Consider the following 21,680-nt stretch of genomic DNA (forward strand, 5'->3'; position numbering starts at 1 on the left):
AGATCTCACAAAGCTCTAAATTATCCAACTTGTTAAACATATTAATAGAATTTTTAACTATAGATCACATTTATTAGGTGATACGTCCTAGTAAATAATCCGGAGAGATTCAGCGTTATGGATCAAATGTCAGGTGCAGAGTGCCCTCTACATACGTTAGACCGCACAGAGCAACCTCAACCAACGCCACTAGAACCGATGACGTTTCCTCTGCACGGTGCGAGGTTAATCGAGGCATCAGCAGGTACAGGTAAAACCTTCACTATTGCAGGTTTATATCTGCGTCTTTTGCTTGGTCACGGCAGCGCGGAAACTCGACATCGCGTACCGCTTACGGTCGACCAAATTCTGGTCGTAACCTTTACCGAAGCGGCAACTGCGGAATTACGCGATCGTATCAGGGCAAGAATCCATGATGCGCGAATCGCGTTTGCGCGTGGACAGAGTTCCGATCCGGTGATCCAACCTTTGCTTAATGAGTTTGACGATCACAAGCAAGCCGCAGAAATTTTATTGCAGGCAGAGCGTCAGATGGACGAGGCGGCGGTCTACACCATTCACGGTTTTTGCCAACGTATGCTAACGCAAAATGCGTTTGAATCTGGCAGCCGATTTAACAACGAGTTTGTGACCGATGAAAGTCACCTAAAAGCGCAAGTTGTAGCCGATTACTGGCGTCGCAATTTCTACCCGTTGCCATTTACCTTGGCTGGAGAAATTCGCCAGCTATGGGGCTCTCCATCTGCGTTGTTGTCTGACATCAGCAATTACTTAACCGGTGCGCCGTTAAGCCTTTCTGTTCCTGCAATGAAAGGCAGTTTGGCTGATCTTCATACTGAAAATCTGAAAAAAATTGATGGATTAAAAGCACAGTGGCGAGAAAGCCAAGATGACTTCTTAACGCTGATTTCAGATTCAGATATTAACAAACGTAGCTACACCAAAAAGTCTCTGCCGACGTGGTTGGAGGCGGTAAACGCTTGGGCGGCAACGGAAACTACAGGTTACGATTATCCAGACAAGCTGGAGAAATTCGCGCAAAACGTCTTGTTGGAAAAAACACCGAAAGGCAGTGCGCCGCAGCATGCGGTATTTGAAGCCATTGAAACATTTCTTGCCAATCCAATCAGCTTAAAAGCGCCACTGCTTGCGCATGCGATTGAGCATTGTCGTGTGATGCTGGCCAACGCGAAAAATCAAAAACAGTGGCTCTCTTTCGATGATTTGCTGACGCAACTTTCTGCTTCTATCGATACGGACGAAAGCGAGCTTTTAGCGGCGCGTATTCGTACTTTGTATCCTGTCGCAATGATTGACGAGTTCCAAGATACCGATCCGCTTCAATACAGTATTTTCAGCCGTATTTATCTGAACAACCCGGAATGTGGTTTGTTTATGATCGGTGACCCCAAGCAGGCGATTTATGGCTTTCGTGGCGCAGACATTTTCACTTACATCAAAGCGCGTAACCAAGTAAGTGCCCACTACACGTTAGGAACCAACTGGCGTTCTAGCGCAGATATGGTGCAGGCGGTAAACCAAGTATTTGCTTTGCCAGACAGTCCATTTATCTATGATTCAGATATTCCGTTCTTACCCGTTAAGTACAGTCCCAATGCCGAAAAACGCATTTGGACTATGGGTGGCCAAAAGCAACCGGCGCTGACTTATTGGTTGCAAGACGCGGACGATAAACCGCTACCAAAAGGCGAGTATTTGACTCGAATGGCAGAGGCAACCGCAAGCCAAATCCAAGCTATTTTGACGCAGGCTCAACATGGGCAAGCGTATCTGGTGAATGGCGAAAAACAGAAAGCGGTTCAAGCGGGCGATATCGCGGTGTTGGTTCGAACAGGTAGTGAAGGTCGAATGATCAAACAAGCGCTAGCAGACCAAGGTATTGCCAGCGTGTACCTGTCTAACCGAGACAGTGTGTTTACCAGTTCAGTGGCGCAGGATTTACAGCGTTTGCTGCAAGCGGTGCTGACGCCAGAAAATGACCGTGCGCTGCGTGCAAGTCTTGCCTCTGAGCTGTTTGCCCTCGACGCAGCAAGTTTGGATGCGCTTAATAACGATGAAGTGGTGTGGGAAAACGCCGTAAACGAATTCAAAGAATATCGCAAACTTTGGGTTCAACGTGGTGTGCTGCCGATGTTGCGCGCGGTGATCAGCAAACGCCATATTGCCGAGCGATTACTAGAAGAAGGCGCGAGTTCACAGGGTGAGAATGGTGAGCGAGTACTTACCGATTTAATGCACATTGGTGAACTGCTTCAACAAGCCAGTAATGAACTGGATAGCGACCACGGTCTGCTGCGTTGGCTCGCTCAGTCTATCAGTGATGCGGAAAACGGTTTGGGTGGCAGTGATGACCAAATCCAACGTTTAGAATCGGAACGTAACTTAGTGCAGATCGTAACTATTCACAAATCAAAAGGTTTGGAGTATGACCTCGTATTTCTGCCGTTTGTGTTCAGCTATCGAGAAGCCAGCGAAGCCAAATATTACGATGCAGCCAATGACCGCACGGTACTGGATATCACTGGCAACGATGCGTCCATTAAGCAAGCGGATAAAGAGCGTTTGGCGGAAGACTTACGCTTGATATACGTGGCGTTAACGCGTGCTGTGTATGCGTGTTTTATTGGAGCCTCGCCTTTGCGCAATGGCCGTTCGACCAAAGAGCCAACCGGCGTACACCGCAGTGCGATTGGCTATTTGATTCAAAATGGTCAAGAAGGTGGCATTAACGATTTGTACCAAGGTTTAACAAAGCAACAAGACGAGCTTGATTGTGTCGTTGTGGCCGATCCGCCGCAGAAACTCGAAGAGAAGTACGTAGCGCCACAAGAAGAAATACACGATCTTAGCGCGAAAGAGCTGCAAAACCCTATCGACAGAAACTGGCGCATCACCAGTTATTCTGGCTTGGTCAAGCAAGGCTCTCATCACGCCGAGCATGATGCCACGATTGAGATTACGGGTTTTGATATCGACTCATCTGAAGAGCAAGACGAAGCGGATTTGGTGGAGCCAGAGCGTTCTATTTTTACCTTCCCTCGCGGTGCGCGTCCGGGTACGTTCCTGCACAGCCTGTTTGAGGAAATTGAATTTACTCAGCCAGCCACGACGGAAGAGAATACACAAATCATCCTTGGCTTGATGGAAAGCGAACAGCTCGATGAAGAGTGGTTGCCCATTTTACAGCAATTGATTGATACCGTACTCGCTACGCCGTTGGATGGTAAGTCTTTGCTGCTGAATCAAAAAGCACCGTCGCAACGTTTGGTGGAGATGGAATTTTTGTTGCCGATTGAAGTGTTGTCTGCACCGGCGTTAAACCGAGTCATTCAACGTCACGATCCGTTGTCGGCGAAAGCGGGGGATTTAGGTTTCCAAACCGTGCAAGGCATGCTCAAAGGTTTTATCGACTTGGTGTTTGAACATCAAGGTAAATACTACGTGCTTGACTGGAAATCGAATCATCTTGGCGACGATGTAACGCACTACCATGGTGAGGCTCTGAAATCGGCGATGGCTGATCACCGCTACGATTTGCAATACCAGATTTATGCGTTAGCACTGCATCGTTTCCTACGCAGCCGATTGGCAAATTATCGATATGAGCAGCACTTCGGTGGTGTGTATTACTTGTTCTTGCGCGGTATGGATGGGCAGAGTGACCACGGCATTTTTGCCGCGAAACCAACCTTAGACTTCTTACAAGAGATGGATCGTTTGATTGATGGTCAAATACTTGAAACGCGCTCAACTCAAGCCGGGCAGATGGAGCTACTTTAATGACGACAAATCACAATCTTCATTCTGACCAAGATAGTCTATTGGTAGTGCTGGAACGTTTGGCGCACAAAGGTGCTCTTCGTCAGCTCGACTACCAATTCGCTTGTTTTATTGATTCTCAAACGCATGATGAACAGTCGGACAGTCAAGCATTGGCGTTTATCGCGGGTGTTGTCAGTAGTGAGCTCGGCAAAGGACATATCTGTCTGCCTCTGTTCGATGCACAAGGGCAATCTACGGATTTAGCCAGTAAGCTAGGGCTGTTTGGTGAGTCGGCATTGGCGCTCAACACACAGTTGCAAGGCATAGACTGGATTCAAGTATTAAAAAATTCCACCGTGGTCGGCGCGCAAGGAGAAGCCTTACCGCTGATGTTCGATGGCGAGCGTCTGTATCTGCACCGCTATTGGCATTATGAAGTGACACTGGCGGAAAAGCTCAATCAGTTGGGCGCCGCAGTTAACTTGCAACCACAAGAGTTTGCGCGATTATCGGAGTTGCTCAACCATCTGTTCGCACGCCAATACCATTTTCTGTTTAACGCGTTGGGCAAAGCAGTAGAAGCGGGAAGCAGCAACCAAGTGTTGCGTCAACAATTGGTGTGTGATCACCTTGATGTGGTCGCAAGCGAATCGTTGGATTGGCACGCCATTGATTCCGTGCTTAGCAATGCGCGCAAGGTTCAGGATTTGCAGCAACTGGATGAGCTGGTGCCACTTTCAGCTTGTGTGAACTGGCAAAAAGTCGCGGCGGCGGTTGCGTTAACTCGTCGATTTGCTGTGATTTCTGGTGGCCCTGGTACGGGTAAAACGACGACAGTAACCAAATTGCTTGCTGCTTTGATTGAACAGGCGACGCACGAGAAAAATCTAACCATCAAGCTGGTGGCCCCGACGGGGAAAGCGGCGGCGCGATTAACCGAGTCCATTGGTAAAGCAGTGCAAGAACTGCCAGTTTCTCCGGAGCTAAAAGCTAAAATTCCGACTGAATCGAGTACCTTACATAGGTTGCTGGGCGCGATTCCTAATAGCGCAGAATTTCGTCACAACAAGCAAAATCCACTGCATTTGGATATTTTAGTTATCGACGAAGCGTCGATGGTTGATTTACCAATGATGTACAAAGTGGTCGATGCCTTACCGAAGCATGCGCGGCTGATTTTGTTAGGTGATAAAGACCAACTTGCCTCAGTTGAAGCAGGGGCTGTGTTGGGTGATATCTGTTCGTTCCATGCATTGGGTTATGGCAAAGAGCAGGCGTCAGCCATCGCAAAACTGACGGGTTTCGATACTTTAGCCCATACGGGGAACAGTGCCTCCAGCATTGCCGATAGCTTATGTATGCTGCAAAAGAGCTACCGATTTGACGCTCGCTCAGGCATTGGTCAGTTGGCAAAAGCGGTTAACTCAGGTTCTGCTGCGAGCGTAGATAACGTCTGGGCGCGTGACTTTTCCGATATCGAACATTTCGCACTAAGTAGTCAACATTACAACCAAATGATGCAGACGTTGGTGCAGGAATACGGTCGTTACCTCAAACGCATTGGACAACAGGAAACTGATCCTAAAACCGGAGAGCCAGAGTCGCTAACGCACAAAGCCAAAGCGGTGTTAGATACCTTCAACCAATGCCGACTGCTGTGCGCGATCCGTGAAGGTGACTTCGGTGTGGCTGGGCTAAACCAACGCATTGAGAAAGCGCTCGCGGCGCGCAAGTTCATTCAAGTTCAGGATGAAATTTGGTATCACGGCAGACCTGTCATGGTTACGCGTAATGATCATGGTTTAGGTTTGTATAACGGTGATATTGGTATTTGCATGCGAGATGACAGTGAAGAAGAACCGCGTTTGAAAGTCTTTTTCGAGTTACCTGACGGCAGTGTGAAATCGGTCTTGCCAAGCCGAGTACCTGAACATGAAACGGCTTACGCCATGACCATCCATAAATCGCAAGGCAGTGAATTTGATTACACCCTGATGATTTTGCCACCAGACTTTAGCCCGATATTAACCCGTGAGTTGATTTACACAGGCATTACCCGCGCGAAAAAGCGTTTAGCTCTTTACGCCGAACTCAATGTTCTGAAGCGAGGCATTAAGGTGAAAACTACTCGCGCGAGTGGGCTAGTACAGCGGCTTACTAACTAAAACAAGAAGACCGAGCTTATGGCTCGGTCTTCTTTTATGTACGTTGTGCAAAGGCATCGGTAAACGATACGCTGCGTATTTTGTATTGCTGTTGATAAGTAAGGATAAAGTCTCGAATGGCGTCATTCACCGGAAAAACACAGTGAACATCTAGGCCTTCTAAAAACTGATTGTCAGCCATATCCCAGAAACTTTGAAGCGAATTACAAATGATTGTTCTCATAACAGTGCTCGTCTCGGCTTATTGAAAGTCAGATTAACAACTGTCCTTGGTGTGCAATGCGGGCTAACTAGTTATCGACTGCCCAGCATTTTAGGGTGAAGGCTACGTATCATCACCTAGATCCATTTGCATTGGTTAAAAACCAATCACTAGCGCGCAGAGTATAGCCAACAGTGTGTATATTGAAAAGGTAAAAATGGAACTAAAATCAATGTAATGCTTTGCATATCTAAATTGATGGTATTACTGCTTATGAACCATGGTTTTATTATTGAGATAGTCGGAGCATGGCGTTCCAAACCTCGGATTGAGGATTCAGAACGCACATGTTAATGATGTTGAGTTTGTTTATAAGTCTAACGCTAAGATTTTGGACTTACGCTGAAAGTTGTACAGCCCTTGCTTGGCTCCTGGCAAGTAATCGACTCCAACTTCGTAGAATCCTTGCTCTCTAAACCAATGCAGACTGTGGGTAGTAAGGACAAAAATCTGGTTGATGTTTTCTGATTTTGAACGATGCTTCATGTAGTTCAGCAGCAACAAACCTCGGTTGCCATCCCGATAGTCTGGGTGAATAGCAACACAGGCCATTTCAGCTTTTCGTTCTTCAGAATATGGGTATAAAGCCGCGCATCCGATGATTAAGCCATCTTTTTCAATGATGGTGAATTTACCAATCTCTTGCTCTAGCTGTTCTCTCGAACGCCTGACCAAAATACCTTGTTCTTCTAATGGATGAATCAATTCCAAAATGCCGCCGATGTCATCAATACCAGCTTGACGAACTTGCTCTGCGCTTGCCATGACGACTTGAGTTCCGATACCGTCAAACGAGAACAACTCCTGAATCAAAGCCCCATCTACTTTGTAGCTGATGAGATGGCTACGTGGGACGCCAGCGCGACAAGCGGCGATGGAACCTTTGAGGAAACGCAAAGTGCCCGTGTTGTAATCGGAATCTGAAGCGTGGTTTTCTGAAAGCGTTTTAATGACGTGCTCTGCCTCGATAGGCAGCAACTCTGCGACGGCATTGCCATTGTCGTCAATCACGCCTTGTTCTGAGCAGAAACCAATCAGTTTGTCTGCGCCTAATTTGATCGCCAGTTGCGTCGCGACTTCTTCAGAAAGTAAGTTAAAACATTCGCCTGTCACGGAGCTCGCAATGGGGCCAAGTAGCACAATAGAGCCTTGGTCGAGCGTACGATTAATCGCGTCGGTGTCAATGCGGCGAATGCGTCCACTGTGGCAGTAATCGACACCGTCATCTACGCCAAGTGGCTGTGCAATGACAAAGTTGCCACTGACTACATTCAGTTGTGTGCCAGCCATTGGGGTGTTGTTTAAGCTCATTGAAAGGCGTGCGGTAATGGCTAGTTGAAGCTGCCCAGCAGCTTGCATAACTACCGATAGTGCCGCTTCATCGGTAATTCGGATGTTTTTGTGGTATGGCGTAGTAAGGTCTTGTTTTTCAAGTAATTGATTGATTTGTGGACGAGCGCCATAAACGACAACGACTTTGATGCCTAAACTGTGCATCAAAGCAATATCATTGATTATATTGCCAAAATTATTATGGGCGACCGCTTCACCTCCCAGCATGATCACCATGGTCTTCCCACGGTGAGCGTTGACGTAAGGGGTTGATTGGCGGAATCCTTTTACGAGAGCGGTACTACGAATTTTCACTACAGCCATTCCTTGTGTTTATTTATGCTTAAATAATGTCTTTTTATTCAATTAATGGCAAGGCAATTTTTTGGAATAGAGCACAAACATCTGGAGTACGGTGCTTTGTCCAGTTTGGTTATGGAGGTTACAATACGCGCGTCTATTTCAAATAAGTGAACCTCATGTCTTCAGTTGTAAATAAGAATGCTGCGATCACTGCTCAAAACGAGTCTAATTCATCCACAAAATCGTCACTTCGCAAGTGGGCGGAACGTTCTCTCATGCTAATGGCAGTGCTGGGTACGGTCATTGTTTGTATGCTGTATGGCGATTTGATCACTCGGTACATTAACCCTCCCATCTCTAAATCAATAATTTATGGCCGCTGGGTTGAGCAAGATGTAGCCCCTTACTCGAGGGAAGAGTTTGTGCTTAGTGAAAGGGGTGTGACCGTTAATGGCTCGACCATTGCAACCGATTTTGAATTTGATGGCGATTCGTTCTCATACAAAGTCGGTTCGACCGTACGCCATTTTGATTTTGTCGGAAAACAACATACAGAAATGAAGTTGGATGCGCGAGCGCACTATCTTCCGGTCTTTCGTCTTGAAGGGCACGCTGGCATCGCCGTTCGTTAAATATTGTGTTTTCTATTTGAGCATTCGCCATTGCGCGAGTGCTCAACATTCCTATCTTTTTTATATCCACATCAGTTCAGACATTGTCTGGACAATTTCGTAAATATTCTCCTGTTATCATGTTGTTCGTCCCGAAATGGATGATTTAACAACAAGTAAACGGATTGGCTTAGTGTTGAAACATTTTGTCGTCGCTTTTCAATTGCGTCGCTTGCATTTGTTTGCCATCCTTTTGCTATTCTTTTTTACGGAAAAATCACGTGTTAAAAAAACTCCTTCCTATTATTTCTTTGAGTCTGCTATTTGGTTGTGCTCAACAAAATGATCGCGCTCAGCAATATCTCGATGGTGAGTTCCCTCAGATCCTAAATAAAGTGGATGTAGTTGAGTCCAACAAACCACGCGATTTTACTGAGTTTAATAAGCAAGCTGAGCAAGTGGTGATGAAGTCACCATCCATGGCGAAGATTTACCAACCGCTTTACCAAAGACTGAGTGAGTGGGCGCAGCAAAGCGGAGACACCAGCGCGTTGAGTGCGTTTGGCATTCAAGCTGCGCAATTGGGTGGTGGTGATAAAAAAGGTAATGTGTTGTTTACCGGATACTTTTCTCCCGTGATGGAGCTTCGTCATACACCAAACGACATTTTTAAGTACCCAGTTTACGGTAAGCCGAACTGCACATCAGATTGTCCGACTCGCGCGGAGATCTACAATGGGGCATTAGATGGCCAAGGTTTAGTGCTTGGTTATGCGCCAAATCGTATTGACCCGTTTATGATGGAAGTGCAGGGCAGTGGGTATGTGCATTTTGAAGATGATGATACGTTGGAGTACTTTGCGTACGCAGGGAAAAACAACAAAGCTTACGTCAGCATTGGCCGCATTTTGATTGAACGTGGTGAAGTGCCGCGTGAAAAAATGTCCCTCAAAGCGATTAAAGAGTGGGTGATGGACAACGACGATGCGACAGTGCGCGAGCTGTTGGAGCAAAATCCTTCTTACGTTTTCTTTGCACCAAAAGCGGAAGCGCCTGTAACAGGCTCGGCTGGTATTCCGTTGTTGCCAATGGCCGCTGTCGCGGGCGATCGTTCTATCTTACCAATGGGCACGCCAATCTTGGCGGAAGTGCCGTTGTTGAATGCCGATGGTACGTGGAGCGGCGCTCACCAACTGCGCATGCTGATCGTGTTAGACACAGGTGGTGCGGTAAAACAAAACCATTTGGATCTGTATCATGGCATTGGTGCGAGAGCAGGGACAGAAGCTGGGCACTACAAGCATTTTGGTCGAGTGTGGAAACTTGGGTTGGAAAACTCACCAACTCAAGCGCCTTGGGCTTTACCGCCAGAAAAGCTACAATAGCCATCCAAGAAAGAGGAACCCCCTCTTATCTAGACATTTCATCAAAGAGTGCGTATAAATCGCACTCTTTGTTTTTCTATCGATCATCTGGACTTCAATATGCGTGAACTCGATACCCCTGCATCTGACAGTTACAACCAACGCTTTGGCGGCACACGTCGTCTTTATGGCAATAGTGAAGTGGACATTCTTCGCGCTGCACACGTTTGTGTGATTGGTATTGGTGGTGTCGGTTCATGGGCGGTGGAAGCGCTGGCTCGTACGGGGATCGGTGAGCTGACTCTAATTGATATGGACGATGTTTGTGTCACGAACATTAACCGCCAAATTCATGCGATGACGGGTACCGTTGGTCAAAGCAAAATTGAAGTGATGGCCGAGCGCGTCAAGTTGATCAACCCGGAGTGTAAAGTTAATCTGATTGATGATTTCATTACGCCAGACAATCAACATGAGTACTTAAGTAAAGAGTTTGATTACGTGTTGGATGCGATTGACAGCGTAAAAGCGAAGGCGTCTTTGCTGGCGTATTGCCGCAGCAACAAGATCAAAGTGATTACCACAGGTGGCGCTGGTGGTCAGGTCGATCCAACGCAGATCATGGTCGCTGATTTAACGAAAACGATTCAAGATCCTTTAGCGAAGAAAATCAAAGACACTTTGCGTCGTCATCATAACTTCCCTAAGAATCCGGCTCGTAAGTTTGGTATTGATTGCGTGTTTTCAACCGAGCAGCTGAAGTATCCTCAAGCAGACGGTTCAGTGTGCGGTGTGAAGTCGACAGCGGAAGGTCCAAAACGCATGGATTGTGCTAGCGGATTTGGTGCGGCAACTGTCGTAACCGCGACGTTTGGCTTTGTTGCGGTATCGCGAATTGTTGAGAAGCTGATTCAAAAACACAAGAAGTAGTTCAGCCAAAAAGCATCAAACAGAAGGGCACATTATGATCGATTTTCCTGCATCTCCATTTGGAACAGAAATCACCAGCGAAGATATTGTCGCAACGATGCAGCAATTTAAAGGCTGGGAAGATCGTTACCGTCAGGTCATTCAGTGGGGTAAAAAGCTGCCACAAATGCCAGAAGAGCTGAAATCAGAACAAGTTACAGTATCGGGTTGCGAAAGCTTGGTGTGGTTAGTGAGCCAAGCGCAAAATGGCGTGTGGCATTTTTGTGCAGACTCCGATGCGCGTATTGTACGCGGATTAATTGCGTTGGTAATGGCGGCTTATGACGGTAAAACGGCCGATCAAATTCAAGCGTTTGACATTGATGCTTATTTTGAGCAGCTGGGACTCATCGCGCATTTAAGCCCATCACGTGGTAATGGCCTGAAAGCTATTGTTGAGCAGATTAAGCACACTGCCGTGTAATGAGCCATTTCCCCAATTTTTAAAAAACGCCGAATAGCTTAGCTGTTTGGCGTTTTTTGTATCTGAGTTGAGACGCTTTTTGCGTGTGAATAAAAAATATGCAAATAGTCGACTATTTTGACTTTAATTGACCTTTCTATTGATCCAGATTCATTATATTGCCCACTTGGTTTTTATAGACTCAATTGTATTTAAAATTTGTCTATATTAGATAATAGACATATGCCCCATTCGCTTCTACTCCCCAATGTTGAAACACATTTGGAGGCGATTGGGTTACTTAGATACAAACGCTAGGAACCTCCCTGTATGCAATTCACCTTGGAACATGCGCAAGACGTGTTATCCGGAATGCCTGACCCCACTTTTATTTTGAGTGAAGATGGTATCTATATTGATGTTTTTGGAGGAACAGACAAAAAAGCCTATCACGATGGAAGCAATTTGATAGGTAAGACGCTGCACAGTGTACTTGAGAAAGAGCAAGCCGACTGGTTTATCGAACAGATCAATCGGTCACTCAATCAAGACAGTATTGTGACGATCGAGTACAAGATGTGCGCCGACAGCATTCAGGGAATAGATGCGAACAGTGGGCCAAAAGGCGACCTCTATTACGAAGGGAAAATCTGTCCGCTCACTATAAACTATCAAGGTCGTCGCGTTGTTCTCATTCTTACCCGCAACATTTCCAACCGCCACCGAGTCGAAACCCTTCTTCGCCACCAAAGCCAAATTGACGCTCTCACAAACATCTACAATCGACGTGTTTTTTTCGAAAAGCTCACAGAAGAAGTCATTAAATCTCAAACTCTTGACTACCAATCTGCTCTATTATTGTTTGATTTGGATTTTTTTAAAGTTATCAATGATAAACGTGGCCACGATGCGGGAGATTATGTCTTAGAGACATTAGCCGATTTGGTTTCTCACTTATTGGTTAAAGACGAGATTTTTGCAAGAGTCGGAGGGGAGGAGTTTGCGATTATCCTGCCAGAAACCTCTCTATCGGCGGCGAAAGAAGTGGGAGAGGAAGTACGTTCCCATATTCAAAATTGCCAGTTTGAATTTGAAAAGATTGAAATTCCGGTCACGGTGAGCGTAGGCGTGGTCAAAATAGGCAGAAATGAAACCACCAAACGCTTGTATGCGCATGCAGATAAAGCGCTTTATGCTGCGAAAAGAAATGGCAGAAATTGCGTGGCGACTCTGGATAGGCAGATGGAGTAACCTTGTTGGTTACTCCAAGTCGAAAGGTGGGCGTTATAACATGTCGACGGCTTTCTCTACGGCGGCGATGAGCCTATCCACATCTTCTGCCGTGTTATAAATACCAAAAGAAACGCGTACCGTTCCTTTGACGTTTAGCGCATCCATCAATGGGTGAGCGCAATGGTGTCCTGCTCGTACCGCAATGCCTTGTTGATCGAGCAGCGTCGCCATGTCTTGGTGATGAACGCCGTCCATTACGAACGTCAGTACAGAGGCATTCGGTTGATAGCCTAGAATATGGATGTCATCCAACGCGTTTAGTGCTTGGTAGGCCTTATCCTGAAGCGCATGGAGATGATCCTCGACTTCGTGATGGTCAAAACCTTGGTACCACTCAATGGCTTTCGCTAAAGCAATCGCGCCCGCTACGTTTGGTGTGCCCGCTTCAAATTTGCCAGGAAGTGCTGAAAAGGTCGTTTTCTCGAAAGAAACGCGTTCAACCATTTTGCCGCCGCCGTGCCATGGTGGCATAGCTTCTAACAACTCTAGTTTGCCGTATAGGACGCCAATACCTGCTGGCGCATAGAGCTTGTGACCTGAGAAAACGTAAAAATCGATATCTGATGTCGATAAATCTAGCTGCTCATGCACGATGCCTTGTGCGCCATCAACTACAACTACCGCACCAACGCTGTGCGCTAGCTCGGTGATCTTTTCGATAGGTTGGCGTGTGCCTGTTACGTTGGTTATTTGTGCGCACGTGACGATTTTGCATCGCTCAGAGAGCTTTTGTTCAAACGCCTGCAAGTCAAACTGGCACTCGGGTGTCATTGGCACTTTCACGATTTTCGCGCCAGTTTGTTCGGCTACAATCTGCCACGGCACGATGTTGGCGTGGTGTTCCATCTCGCTAATCAAGATCTCATCGCCCGGTTGTAAGGTGCTGCGAGCGTAAGTTTGTGCAATTAAGTTAAGTGCTTCGGTTGCACCTCGCGTCCAAATGATTTCTTTAGAGCTGTTTGCACCAATAAACGTTGCTACGGCTTCGCGAGCGGCTTCAAACTGGCTAGTGGCGTTTGCTGTCAAACTGTGGCTACCACGATGCACGTTAGCATTTTGTGCACTATAGTAACGGCTAATCACATCGATCACGCACTGTGGCTTTTGTGTTGTTGCTGCGCTATCAAGGTAAACTAAAGGCGATTGGTTTACGTCTTGATTTAGGGCCGGGAACTGTTCGCGTACAGCGTTTACGTCAAACATTACTCTTCACCAAATTCGTGATAATGCAGTGTTGGGATAGTGACTAGCGGTTCTGCGACCATCCATCCATGCTCTTTACCGGAAAGTTTGATAATGATTTCCATTGCAAACTCAAGTGCGGTTCCTGGTCCCTGACTTGTCAGTAGGTTGTGATTCACATCCATGGTGACACGTTTAGCTCGCCATTTGTCTTCAGGAATATGAGATTGGAAGCTTGGATGGCATGTCATCAACGCATCTGGGTACAGGTTGTGGTGCTGCAAAACCAAAGCAGGAGCTGCACAAATTGCCGCCACCAGTTTACCCTCGTACATGTGCTGTTTGAGGATTTCAATCATGACGGTACTGTCGCGGAAAGTTTCTGCTCCGCCAACACCGCCAGATAATACAATGGCATCAAACTCGTCATCGGCAATATCAACCAGCTTGCAATCCGCGGTCAGTGTTACACCGCGAGAGGCTTTCATTGTCAGTGCACCATCAAATGCAGCACTTGCAACTGTAACGTCATAACCCGCGCGAACCATCAAGTCGATAACGGTGACGGCTTCCATTTCTTCGGTGCCCGGAGCGATTGGCACTAAGATTTTCTTACTCATTCTTCTGTCCAGCTTTGTTCTATTTGTTTGATGCGTTGGTAAAGTTCTAAATTCTCAGGCGTGTTGATGCGATGTTTCTCTGCCGCTTTTAGCAAGTACCCAGTGATAAAATCAATTTCGGTCGGGCGCTGATGAAACACGTCTTGCCTCATTGAAGAATAGTTCTCAGACGTTGCCCGCACCACTTGCATAATGGTCTCGAAAAGTACGTCGAACTGCGTCGCAATGTTTTCCTTATTCATCACTTCGACAAGTTCTTTCGTGATGCTTTTCAAGGTGTCTTGAAAATCACCGTGTGCAAGGTCGCCATTTTTACATTGATGCAATGCTGTAAGCGGGTTGATTGCACAGTTTATGGCGAGTTTGGTCCACAACGCGGCATTGATGTTTGGGTTCCAAACAACTTCTGGTAAAGCGTGCTGCATAACATCTTGCAAAAACTGGCAATGAGCGCCAGACGCATTAAAGCCGCCAACTTGAGTGATGCCTTGCCCCGTGTGCATTACGTGCTCTTTATTCGGCTTATAAGCACCATGGGTTGTGGTTGCGATAACGACGGGATTTGCGGATAGCATCTCTTCTACCTGCTCGGCCGTACCCATACCATTGTGCATAAGCATAACAATGGCATCGCGATGAATGTGCTCAATAAGAGGTTTGAGTGCAGTGATCACTTGCCACGCTTTCACCGTGACCAAAATCAAATCCGCTTGTTGTAAAGAGGGAATATGTTGGTTAGGAAACTCCATTGTAGGTGAGTCATCAAGCGTAAGGGAGTGTTGCGGCTCAGACGTTCTGCCCCACACTGATACTTGGTGTCCTGCCAACTGAAATTTTGTTGCCCACAGTGAGCCAATGGCCCCCGGACCTAAAATGAGAATATTCACCAAACGCTCTCAGTAAAAAGGTTTGCTGCAAGGATAATGAGGGGAGAGAGGAAAGCAAATAAAAATGGCGCCAATTGGCGCCATTTTTGAGGAAACTTATCGGTTCAATTAGAACTTGTAAGTTACTGCGATGTAGTGACCGAAGCCAGTTGAATCTACACCATTAACTTCTTTGATACCGTAGATGTTTTTGTAGCCTTTTAGACCGTAACCAACAGCAAAGCGATCAGAGTGCCAGTAGATACCGTTGAACATAGCACCGCCGTAGCTAGATGAAGAGTACTCATCTTTCATACCAAATTGCCAGTCGATGTAACCTTGGTAAGAAATAAATGAACCGTTCTCGAAGAAGTAGAATGGTTTGAACCAGTTAGTCGAGATTTGGTAACCGTTCCAATCTTTCTTGTTGCTATCGTAAGTACCGTATAGGTTTAGACCGATTTTACCTAACCAAGGTACCATCACGTCAGAACCTAGACCGATTTTTTGTGAGTTAACTTCAGAAGCACCGCCCCACTCCATTAGAGTAGAAACGTATAGTTCTTGAACTGGGCCGAAAGACAAGTCTTTACCAGTTACAGCATCTAGAGACATACGTGGAGCAAACTTCATGAAGATTTTTTCTTTGCCAGATTTATCGCTGCCTGGGTCAGAAGCTAGGTTGAATACGTCAACGTAACCGTAAAGGTCGAAAATACCAGAGCGGCCGCCGAATTCCATTTCTAGGTAGTCGTGGTTCGAACCATCAGGGAAACCAGGAAGTTCGTTGAATGCACCCATTAGGTTAAATTGCATCCACTTGTAATCGTTTTTGTGGATATCGCCGTCAGAGTAATCTGCAGCTAATACTGGAGCTGATGTAGCCGCTAGAAGGCTAAGAGCTAAAAGTGATTTACGCATAAGGGGACTCTCTATGTTTGTAATGATTCAGAACACGCAATCTGTGCTGCGCTTTCCAATTGGCGGGAATAATAGCGATAAAAATCGCAAATGAAAGTGATAAAGGGTGCAAAAATGAACGTTTTTAGTGAGGTGTGTCACGAACTTATCTTTATTTACGGAACTTTTTGTTTGTTGCATTAACTTGCAATAAATATGTGATTTAGATCGTTTGCGTAAGCGATTTTATGACTTTTTAAGCCAGTCGATTAACCAACACAAATCGTTAGTGATCCGAGTGATAAGGCGTTCGTATGAATCGGAGAACCAAAGAGGACGTTTGAATGAAAGAAGTCATGTTATTCCCGCTCACCTCGGTTGTACTACCCGAAGGCAAGATGAATCTGCGTATTTTTGAACCTAGATATAAGCGTATGGTGAAAGAGTGTAGTCTGCAAAATGTGGGGTTTGGTGTTTGCCTAGTAGGAAGCGAGGGTGACCCTAAAGACGTGGGAAATGTTTCATCTATCGGAACTTTGGTCAGGATCGTTGATTTTGAAACACTCAGTGATGGTCTTCTTGGTATTACAGTCGCTGGTGAGAAACGCTTTGTTATCAAACGAGTTCGTGCGGACTCGGATGGTTTACGCCATGCAGAAGTCGAATGGTTAGACAATTGGCAACATCCAGACAACTCACCAGATTTTTTCTATTTAAGCCAGCAGTTATCCCATATTTATGAAGAGTTTCCGCAACTTGGAAACCTTTACCAGCATCGTTTTTACGATGACTCAGCTTGGGTTACCCAGCGCTGGCTTGAATTACTTCCTTTAGACTGCAATCTGTTCGAACAGCTCGTTGGCGCAGAGGACTGTATTCCTGCGTTGCAATTTCTGTCAGAAGCCATAGAAGCCCCGACTAACAAAGAGGCAAGGATATGAAAGGATTGAGCTGAGTCTGAGCAGAGCCGCTGCAATATTGGCAATGGCTTTAGGTTTAGCCGCTTGTGGTTCATCAGACACTGACACAATCGAACATTCCAGCAGGAGACTATCAAGTTAGATTAATCGTGGGCGACTCCGTTGTTTTTGATTCGGGTGCAGTCGCGCTTTCTGCTAACTCCAATTTGACCATTGCTGCTATTAATACTGGTGATTCAAGTAGCTCTTTACCAGTTAAGCACCTCGTTCTTGATGGTTCCTCCTCTTCTATAATTGAAATCACAGGAAACCAAGCTAAGTTCGAGTAGGGCATCTTGTCGATGGCACTACGAGTCATCCGATAATTGATGTTGATGGACTAAGGGTTGATGGCGGGAAAGATGACAGCGTATATGCTGTCGGAGTTGTAAGCCCTTTTATTGCGATAGAGTCTTTAATGGTGAAGACATGAGAAGAGCGGTGGCAACCAGTGCGACGTTAAACGTGACTCATGCGGCAGCCAACCCAGTAGCAGAGATGGTTGATATCTACCTCACAACGTCAGTAGGGATAGAGGGCAGTGATCCAACCATCACAAACTTTGCGTATAAAGAAAGTGCGAAAGGATTGTATGTTGCGGCAGGCACTTACTACGTAACTGTCACCGTCACCGTCGCAGGCAACCCTGACGCGGTCGATTCGCTACCAGTAGACTTAATGAATGGTGTTGTCTACCAAGTGGTTGCTATTGATGACGGAAACAATGGTGGCTTCAATCTTCTCGTTGATGACATCACCGATTAGGAAGAAGGGACGTGAGAGCCTCCCTATAGTAAAGGCTGATTATGATGAGTGATAGCCCACAAAAATTGGGGCGAAATGAATGGAACGCTTACATGGATAAAGTAAAAGCCAAAGATAGAGAGGCTTTTGCGTTCGTATTCCGTTTTTATGCACCCAAGCTAAAACAGTTTGCCTACAAGCACGTTGGTAATGAGCAAGTTGCTATGGAGATGGTTCAAGAAACCATGGCAACGGTCTGGCAAAAAGCTCATCTTTACGATGGAAAGAAGAGTGCGTTATCGACGTGGATATACACGATTATCCGCAACTTGTGTTTTGACTTACTCAGAAAACAAAAGGGTAAAGAGCTTCACATCCATTCTGATGACATTTGGCCATCGGAATATTATCCGCCAGATTTGGTTGATCATTATTCTCCAGAACAAGACATGTTGAAGGAACAGGTGGTGAAGTTTCTTGATATTTTGCCTAAAAATCAGAGAGACGTATTGCAAGCGGTTTATCTCGAAGAGCTGCCACATCAGCAAGTTGCGGAACTTTTTGACATACCGCTAGGTACGGTGAAGTCTCGGTTAAGACTCGCAGTAGAAAAGTTAAGGCACTCAATGCATACGGAGCAACTATGAACAAACATCCAGATAACAACTTGTTAGAAGCATACGCTTCGGGCAGCATTGATGCGGTTTCTGGTCTTGTGGTCGCCACACATTTAGAGACGTGCTCAAAGTGCCGAGCGTATGTAAACCAAGTAGAAGCAAGTCAAGCAAACACAGTGAGTGAAAGTCCATTAGAGTATTCACCTGAGTTTGATGACATGTTTAATGACATTATTAACGCAGAACCTGTGAACGACAATGTGGTGATTCAAGATACAGCTTTCGTCAATGTCGCAGGTAAAAGCTTCGAGCTTCCAAAAACGTTAGTGCGCTTTTCTGATTTGGTGGGATCGTGGCGAAGCTACGGTGGGAAAGTTTTCAGTGCACAAATTGATTTGGGTGAAGATGCTCGAGTGAGTCTGATGTACATCGGCGAAAATGTACAAATCCCGCAACACACGCACAGAGGGTTGGAATCCACACTGGTTCTGCATGGTGGATTTAGCGATGAAGACGGGCAGTATGAAGAAGGCGACTTGATGATACGTGATGCCTCAGTCAAACACAGCCCATTTACTCAGGAAGGTGAAGACTGTTTGTGTTTAACGGTGCTCACTGAGCCAATGATTTTCACGCAAGGTGTTGCACGAATCTTCAACTTGTTTGGCAAAGGGCTTTACCCGTAAGCTTCGAACGCCGCGTTTTGTATAGAAAAAACCACCGTATTGTGCGGTGGTTTATTATTACTTTTGCGCAAATTTGCGGTCGTTAGTGCTTATGCCGCGCTTTTTCCAAAAGATCCGTAAAGTAATGACGCAGTGAATACAACATGATCAAGCTTGGGACCACCATTACGGCTGTGAGAATGAAAAACGTGCTCCAGTCATTTAGGTAGTCAACCAATTCACCGCTGAATGACGCTAGCGTGGTTCGTCCAAAGTTTCCTAGCGACGCAAGCAATGCATATTGAGTGGCAGAGAACGCTTGCCCGGTTAAGAGAGTCAGAAACGAGACAAAGGCCACGGTGGAAAATGCCGTCGTAAAGTTATCAACGATGATGGTCGCTAAATACAGATGCTCGTTAGGGCCAACAGACGCTATCCAAGCAAACATCAAGTTACTCGCTGACATAGCAATGCCGCCAATCATCAAACCGCGCACGATACCAAACTTCACATTGAACATACTGCCAACGAGAGTAAAGAAGATGGTGGCTCCCCATCCGATCAACTTCGAGTAGTAGCCAATTTGTTCGTTGCTAAAGCCAATGTCTTTGTAGAAAGCAATCGACATGCGGCCCAGGAATGCTTCGCCAATCTTAAATAAGAAGACAAACAGCAACAGGGTTATCGCGACGCGAACACCATTGCGGTTGAAGAAATCGAGGAAAGGCTCAACAACGGTGACCGTAAACCACGCCACAAGTTTTGAACCGACGACTTCTTTGTGTCTTTGTTCCGCTTCGGATTGGAGCTTTTCACGTTGTGTGACTGGTTCGCCCACTAACAAAGTGAACACCATGAGTACCACAACAACGGCTGCCATACCGTAATACACACCGTTCCAGCCGATAGTATCGGCGTTAACAAACGCCAAGTATCCCGGCAATGAGTAGCCTGTCCACCATCCGATGACTGCCATAGCCGAAGCTTGTGGCAACTTAGATTCTTCCGATTTTGGAAAAGTATCAATTCGGAAAGCGTCGATGGCGATGTCTTGTGTTGCCGATGCCGTTGCAATACACAAGGCGAGCAGAGAGGCGAAAATGAGATTTTCCGCAGGATTGACCCCTGCAATGAATAATGTGGCAACTAGCACAATGCTTTGACAGAAAAAGATCCAACTGCGTCTTTGTCCAAGCAGAGGATACAACAGCGGTAACTTCACTCGGTCGACCAAGGGAGCCCACAGAAAGTTGATCGCATAGACCGCAAAGACACTACCAAAATAGCCGATTGCGGAAAGGGTCAAGCCAGCGTCTTTCAGCCAACCAGACATGTTTGAGCCGATAAGAACCCATGGAAAGCCGCTAGAGCAGCCCAACATGAAAACCCACATGAGTCGCTTATCAAGGTAACTTTTTACCGTTTCCAACCAAGTGATGGAAGGTAATGAAGACATAAATCAATCCAATAAAATGAAGCCATGGAACGAGAAAGCCCTTCGAATATTCAAAGGGCTTATGGATTTGGCTATTTGAGTAGCGTTGCTTTAGTAATGACGATTTGCGTCTCTGGTACATCACGCATTCGACCTACTGTAGTGGTCGGCTGCTGTGCCATTTTTTCGATAACGTCGAATCCTTCAGTCACCTCACCAAATACCGCATAACCAGGTGGGCGAGCGCCATAGTTTAGGAAGTCATTGTCGACGAGGTTGACGAAAAATTGGCGAGTTGCAGAGTCTGGTGCATTGGTGCGTGCCATTGCGATGGTTGCACGGTCATTGTTCAGACCATTGTTTCCTTCATTTTTGATTGGCGCGTATGTTTTCACCATCTGCATGTCTTGGTTAAAGCCGCCACCTTGTGCCATGAATCCTGGAATAATACGATGGAAAATCGTACCTTCGTAGCTGCCGTCTTCGACATATTTCAGAAAGTTAGCCACTGTGATTGGCGCTTTTTCTTCATTCAGCTCGACGGTAAATGAACCTAACGTTGTTTCAAACGCCACTTTTGGCCCTGCCCAAACACTGCAGCTAAGTAATGCTAAAGAAAGAATCGCTTTGCGTAACATTAGAAACGCTCCTGCATGTACTGACGAAGCTCTGGGTCGTTAGCAATTTCTCTAAGCGTTAACGTCACTACATCATTCAGTGTTTCTTCAATATCAGAATCTGAAGCGCTTAAAGTGCCAGAGCGTTTTGCAGTGCCTGTATAGGTTTTCACCAATTTGCCTTGTGGTGTTTCTGCTGTGATCTCTAGTATCACTTTGGCATCCATTTGGTTTTCCATCACGGAATGTTTGACGTTCACTAGCGCTTCTTGAACATTCAGTTCAATTGCGTTGTTGCTGTTTAAATCAGAGTGGAAACCTTGAGATGAGAACTGTTTCTCTAAAGCTTCTTCTAATGCAATGCGTAAGTTTTGTTTCGCATGAAGCGGTAGAATGTTTGAACGACCGTTATCAACCAAAGCTACGTACTGCGCTGCGCGCACGTCTTTGCTGGTCAAGCTGTATGTTTTGCCTTGTACAATAGGATTGGTGCTCAAGGTGCTTTCAGGCATTAGGTTCAGTTGCGGTTGTTGTGGCGCTGAACATGCAGCAAGCAATGCAACCGAAGCCGCGAGTAACAGTTTTTTCAT

General features: G+C 46.1%; 19 protein-coding genes and 1 pseudogene. 11 read left to right on the top strand and 9 right to left on the bottom strand.

Going from position 1 to position 21,680, the window contains the following annotated elements:
- Positions 1-126 precede the first annotated feature (126 nt).
- Positions 127-3,801 carry an exodeoxyribonuclease V subunit beta gene (gene recB / locus BIW15_RS05490; RefSeq protein ID WP_179115237.1) on the top strand — a complete coding sequence of 1,225 codons (3,675 nt, stop codon included), beginning with the start codon at positions 127-129 and terminating at the stop codon, positions 3,799-3,801.
- Positions 3,801-5,948 (top strand): exodeoxyribonuclease V subunit alpha, encoded by a 2,148-nt coding sequence (gene recD / locus BIW15_RS05495; RefSeq protein ID WP_077280666.1) that lies wholly within the window; start codon positions 3,801-3,803, stop codon positions 5,946-5,948. Before recB ends, recD begins: the two co-directional genes overlap by 1 nt.
- Positions 5,949-5,982: 34 nt before the next feature.
- On the opposite strand, the gene BIW15_RS05500 is transcribed toward recD, so the two are convergent.
- Both BIW15_RS05500 and argA read right to left on the bottom strand, forming a co-directional pair.
- Positions 5,983-6,171 carry a hypothetical protein gene (locus BIW15_RS05500; protein ID WP_011106047.1) on the bottom strand — a complete coding sequence of 63 codons (189 nt, stop codon included), beginning with the start codon at positions 6,169-6,171 and terminating at the stop codon, positions 5,983-5,985.
- A gap of 348 nt (positions 6,172-6,519) precedes the next feature.
- Positions 6,520-7,857: an amino-acid N-acetyltransferase gene (gene argA, locus BIW15_RS05505; protein ID WP_005482311.1), complete on the bottom strand. Its 1,338-nt coding sequence runs from the start codon at positions 7,855-7,857 to the stop codon at positions 6,520-6,522.
- A 164-nt stretch (positions 7,858-8,021) separates the two neighbouring features.
- On the opposite strand from argA, the gene BIW15_RS05510 reads away from it, so the two are divergent.
- From BIW15_RS05510 to BIW15_RS05535, 5 genes are all read left to right on the top strand, one after another.
- A complete protein-coding gene (locus tag BIW15_RS05510) occupies positions 8,022-8,477 on the top strand; it encodes a DUF2850 domain-containing protein (protein WP_005456510.1) in 456 nt (151 codons plus the stop codon).
- 260 nt (positions 8,478-8,737) lie between these two features.
- Positions 8,738-9,841: a murein transglycosylase A gene (gene mltA, locus BIW15_RS05520; RefSeq protein WP_005456533.1), complete on the top strand. Its 1,104-nt coding sequence runs from the start codon at positions 8,738-8,740 to the stop codon at positions 9,839-9,841.
- Between the two features lie 99 nt (positions 9,842-9,940).
- On the top strand, positions 9,941-10,750 hold the full coding sequence (gene tcdA / locus BIW15_RS05525; protein WP_005484934.1) for a tRNA cyclic N6-threonylcarbamoyladenosine(37) synthase TcdA: 810 nt from the start codon (positions 9,941-9,943) through the stop codon (positions 10,748-10,750).
- A 34-nt stretch (positions 10,751-10,784) separates the two neighbouring features.
- Positions 10,785-11,213, top strand: coding sequence for a cysteine desulfurase sulfur acceptor subunit CsdE (csdE, locus tag BIW15_RS05530; RefSeq protein WP_025501545.1), 429 nt, complete (start codon positions 10,785-10,787; stop codon positions 11,211-11,213).
- Between the two features lie 309 nt (positions 11,214-11,522).
- Entirely contained in the window at positions 11,523-12,443 is a 921-nt protein-coding gene (locus tag BIW15_RS05535; RefSeq protein ID WP_069540728.1) for a sensor domain-containing diguanylate cyclase, read from the top strand.
- Positions 12,444-12,476: 33 nt separating this feature from the next.
- Here BIW15_RS05535 and csdA read toward each other — a convergent pair whose 3' ends face one another.
- From csdA to BIW15_RS05555, 4 genes are all read right to left on the bottom strand, one after another.
- Positions 12,477-13,688, bottom strand: a complete 1,212-nt coding sequence (gene csdA / locus BIW15_RS05540; protein ID WP_077280667.1) for a cysteine desulfurase CsdA — start codon at positions 13,686-13,688, stop codon at positions 12,477-12,479.
- Positions 13,688-14,287 carry a DJ-1 family glyoxalase III gene (locus tag BIW15_RS05545; protein ID WP_005456692.1) on the bottom strand — a complete coding sequence of 200 codons (600 nt, stop codon included), beginning with the start codon at positions 14,285-14,287 and terminating at the stop codon, positions 13,688-13,690. Before BIW15_RS05545 ends, csdA begins: the two co-directional genes overlap by 1 nt.
- On the bottom strand, positions 14,284-15,174 hold the full coding sequence (panE, locus tag BIW15_RS05550) for a 2-dehydropantoate 2-reductase (protein WP_179115228.1): 891 nt from the start codon (positions 15,172-15,174) through the stop codon (positions 14,284-14,286). The genes BIW15_RS05545 and panE overlap by 4 nt, the downstream gene beginning before the upstream one ends.
- Before the next feature lie 108 nt (positions 15,175-15,282).
- On the bottom strand, positions 15,283-16,074 hold the full coding sequence (locus BIW15_RS05555) for an outer membrane protein OmpK (protein WP_021449946.1): 792 nt from the start codon (positions 16,072-16,074) through the stop codon (positions 15,283-15,285).
- A gap of 323 nt (positions 16,075-16,397) precedes the next feature.
- Here BIW15_RS05555 and BIW15_RS05565 point away from each other — a divergent pair, with 323 nt between their 5' ends.
- The 4 genes and pseudogenes from BIW15_RS05565 to BIW15_RS05585 all read left to right on the top strand — a co-directional run bounded on the left by BIW15_RS05565 (position 16,398) and on the right by BIW15_RS05585 (position 19,059).
- Entirely contained in the window at positions 16,398-16,994 is a 597-nt protein-coding gene (locus BIW15_RS05565; RefSeq protein WP_005484933.1) for an LON peptidase substrate-binding domain-containing protein, read from the top strand.
- Between the two features lie 92 nt (positions 16,995-17,086).
- A pseudogene (locus tag BIW15_RS25255) lies at positions 17,087-17,777 on the top strand (2-dehydropantoate 2-reductase); the annotation flags it as partial.
- Positions 17,778-17,818: 41 nt separating this feature from the next.
- Positions 17,819-18,403, top strand: coding sequence for an RNA polymerase sigma factor (locus tag BIW15_RS05580; protein ID WP_005456530.1), 585 nt, complete (start codon positions 17,819-17,821; stop codon positions 18,401-18,403).
- Complete coding sequence (locus BIW15_RS05585) at positions 18,400-19,059, top strand: ChrR family anti-sigma-E factor (protein WP_025509236.1); 660 nt, start codon at positions 18,400-18,402, stop codon at positions 19,057-19,059. Before BIW15_RS05580 ends, BIW15_RS05585 begins: the two co-directional genes overlap by 4 nt.
- A gap of 82 nt (positions 19,060-19,141) precedes the next feature.
- Here the strand turns inward: BIW15_RS05585 and BIW15_RS05590 are convergent, their stop codons facing one another.
- The 3 genes from BIW15_RS05590 to BIW15_RS05600 form a co-directional block, all read right to left on the bottom strand.
- Positions 19,142-20,494, bottom strand: coding sequence for an MFS transporter (locus BIW15_RS05590; protein ID WP_025788978.1), 1,353 nt, complete (start codon positions 20,492-20,494; stop codon positions 19,142-19,144).
- A 71-nt stretch (positions 20,495-20,565) separates the two neighbouring features.
- On the bottom strand, positions 20,566-21,111 hold the full coding sequence (locus BIW15_RS05595; RefSeq protein WP_005456634.1) for a peptidylprolyl isomerase: 546 nt from the start codon (positions 21,109-21,111) through the stop codon (positions 20,566-20,568).
- The gene (locus BIW15_RS05600) at positions 21,111-21,680 is read right to left on the bottom strand and encodes a YajG family lipoprotein (RefSeq protein WP_069497863.1); all 570 of its coding nucleotides are present in this window, start codon (positions 21,678-21,680) and stop codon (positions 21,111-21,113) included. Before BIW15_RS05600 ends, BIW15_RS05595 begins: the two co-directional genes overlap by 1 nt.

The sequence above is a fragment of the Vibrio sp. SALL6 genome, from assembly GCF_002002385.1.
Classification (GTDB): domain Bacteria; phylum Pseudomonadota; class Gammaproteobacteria; order Enterobacterales; family Vibrionaceae; genus Vibrio; species Vibrio parahaemolyticus.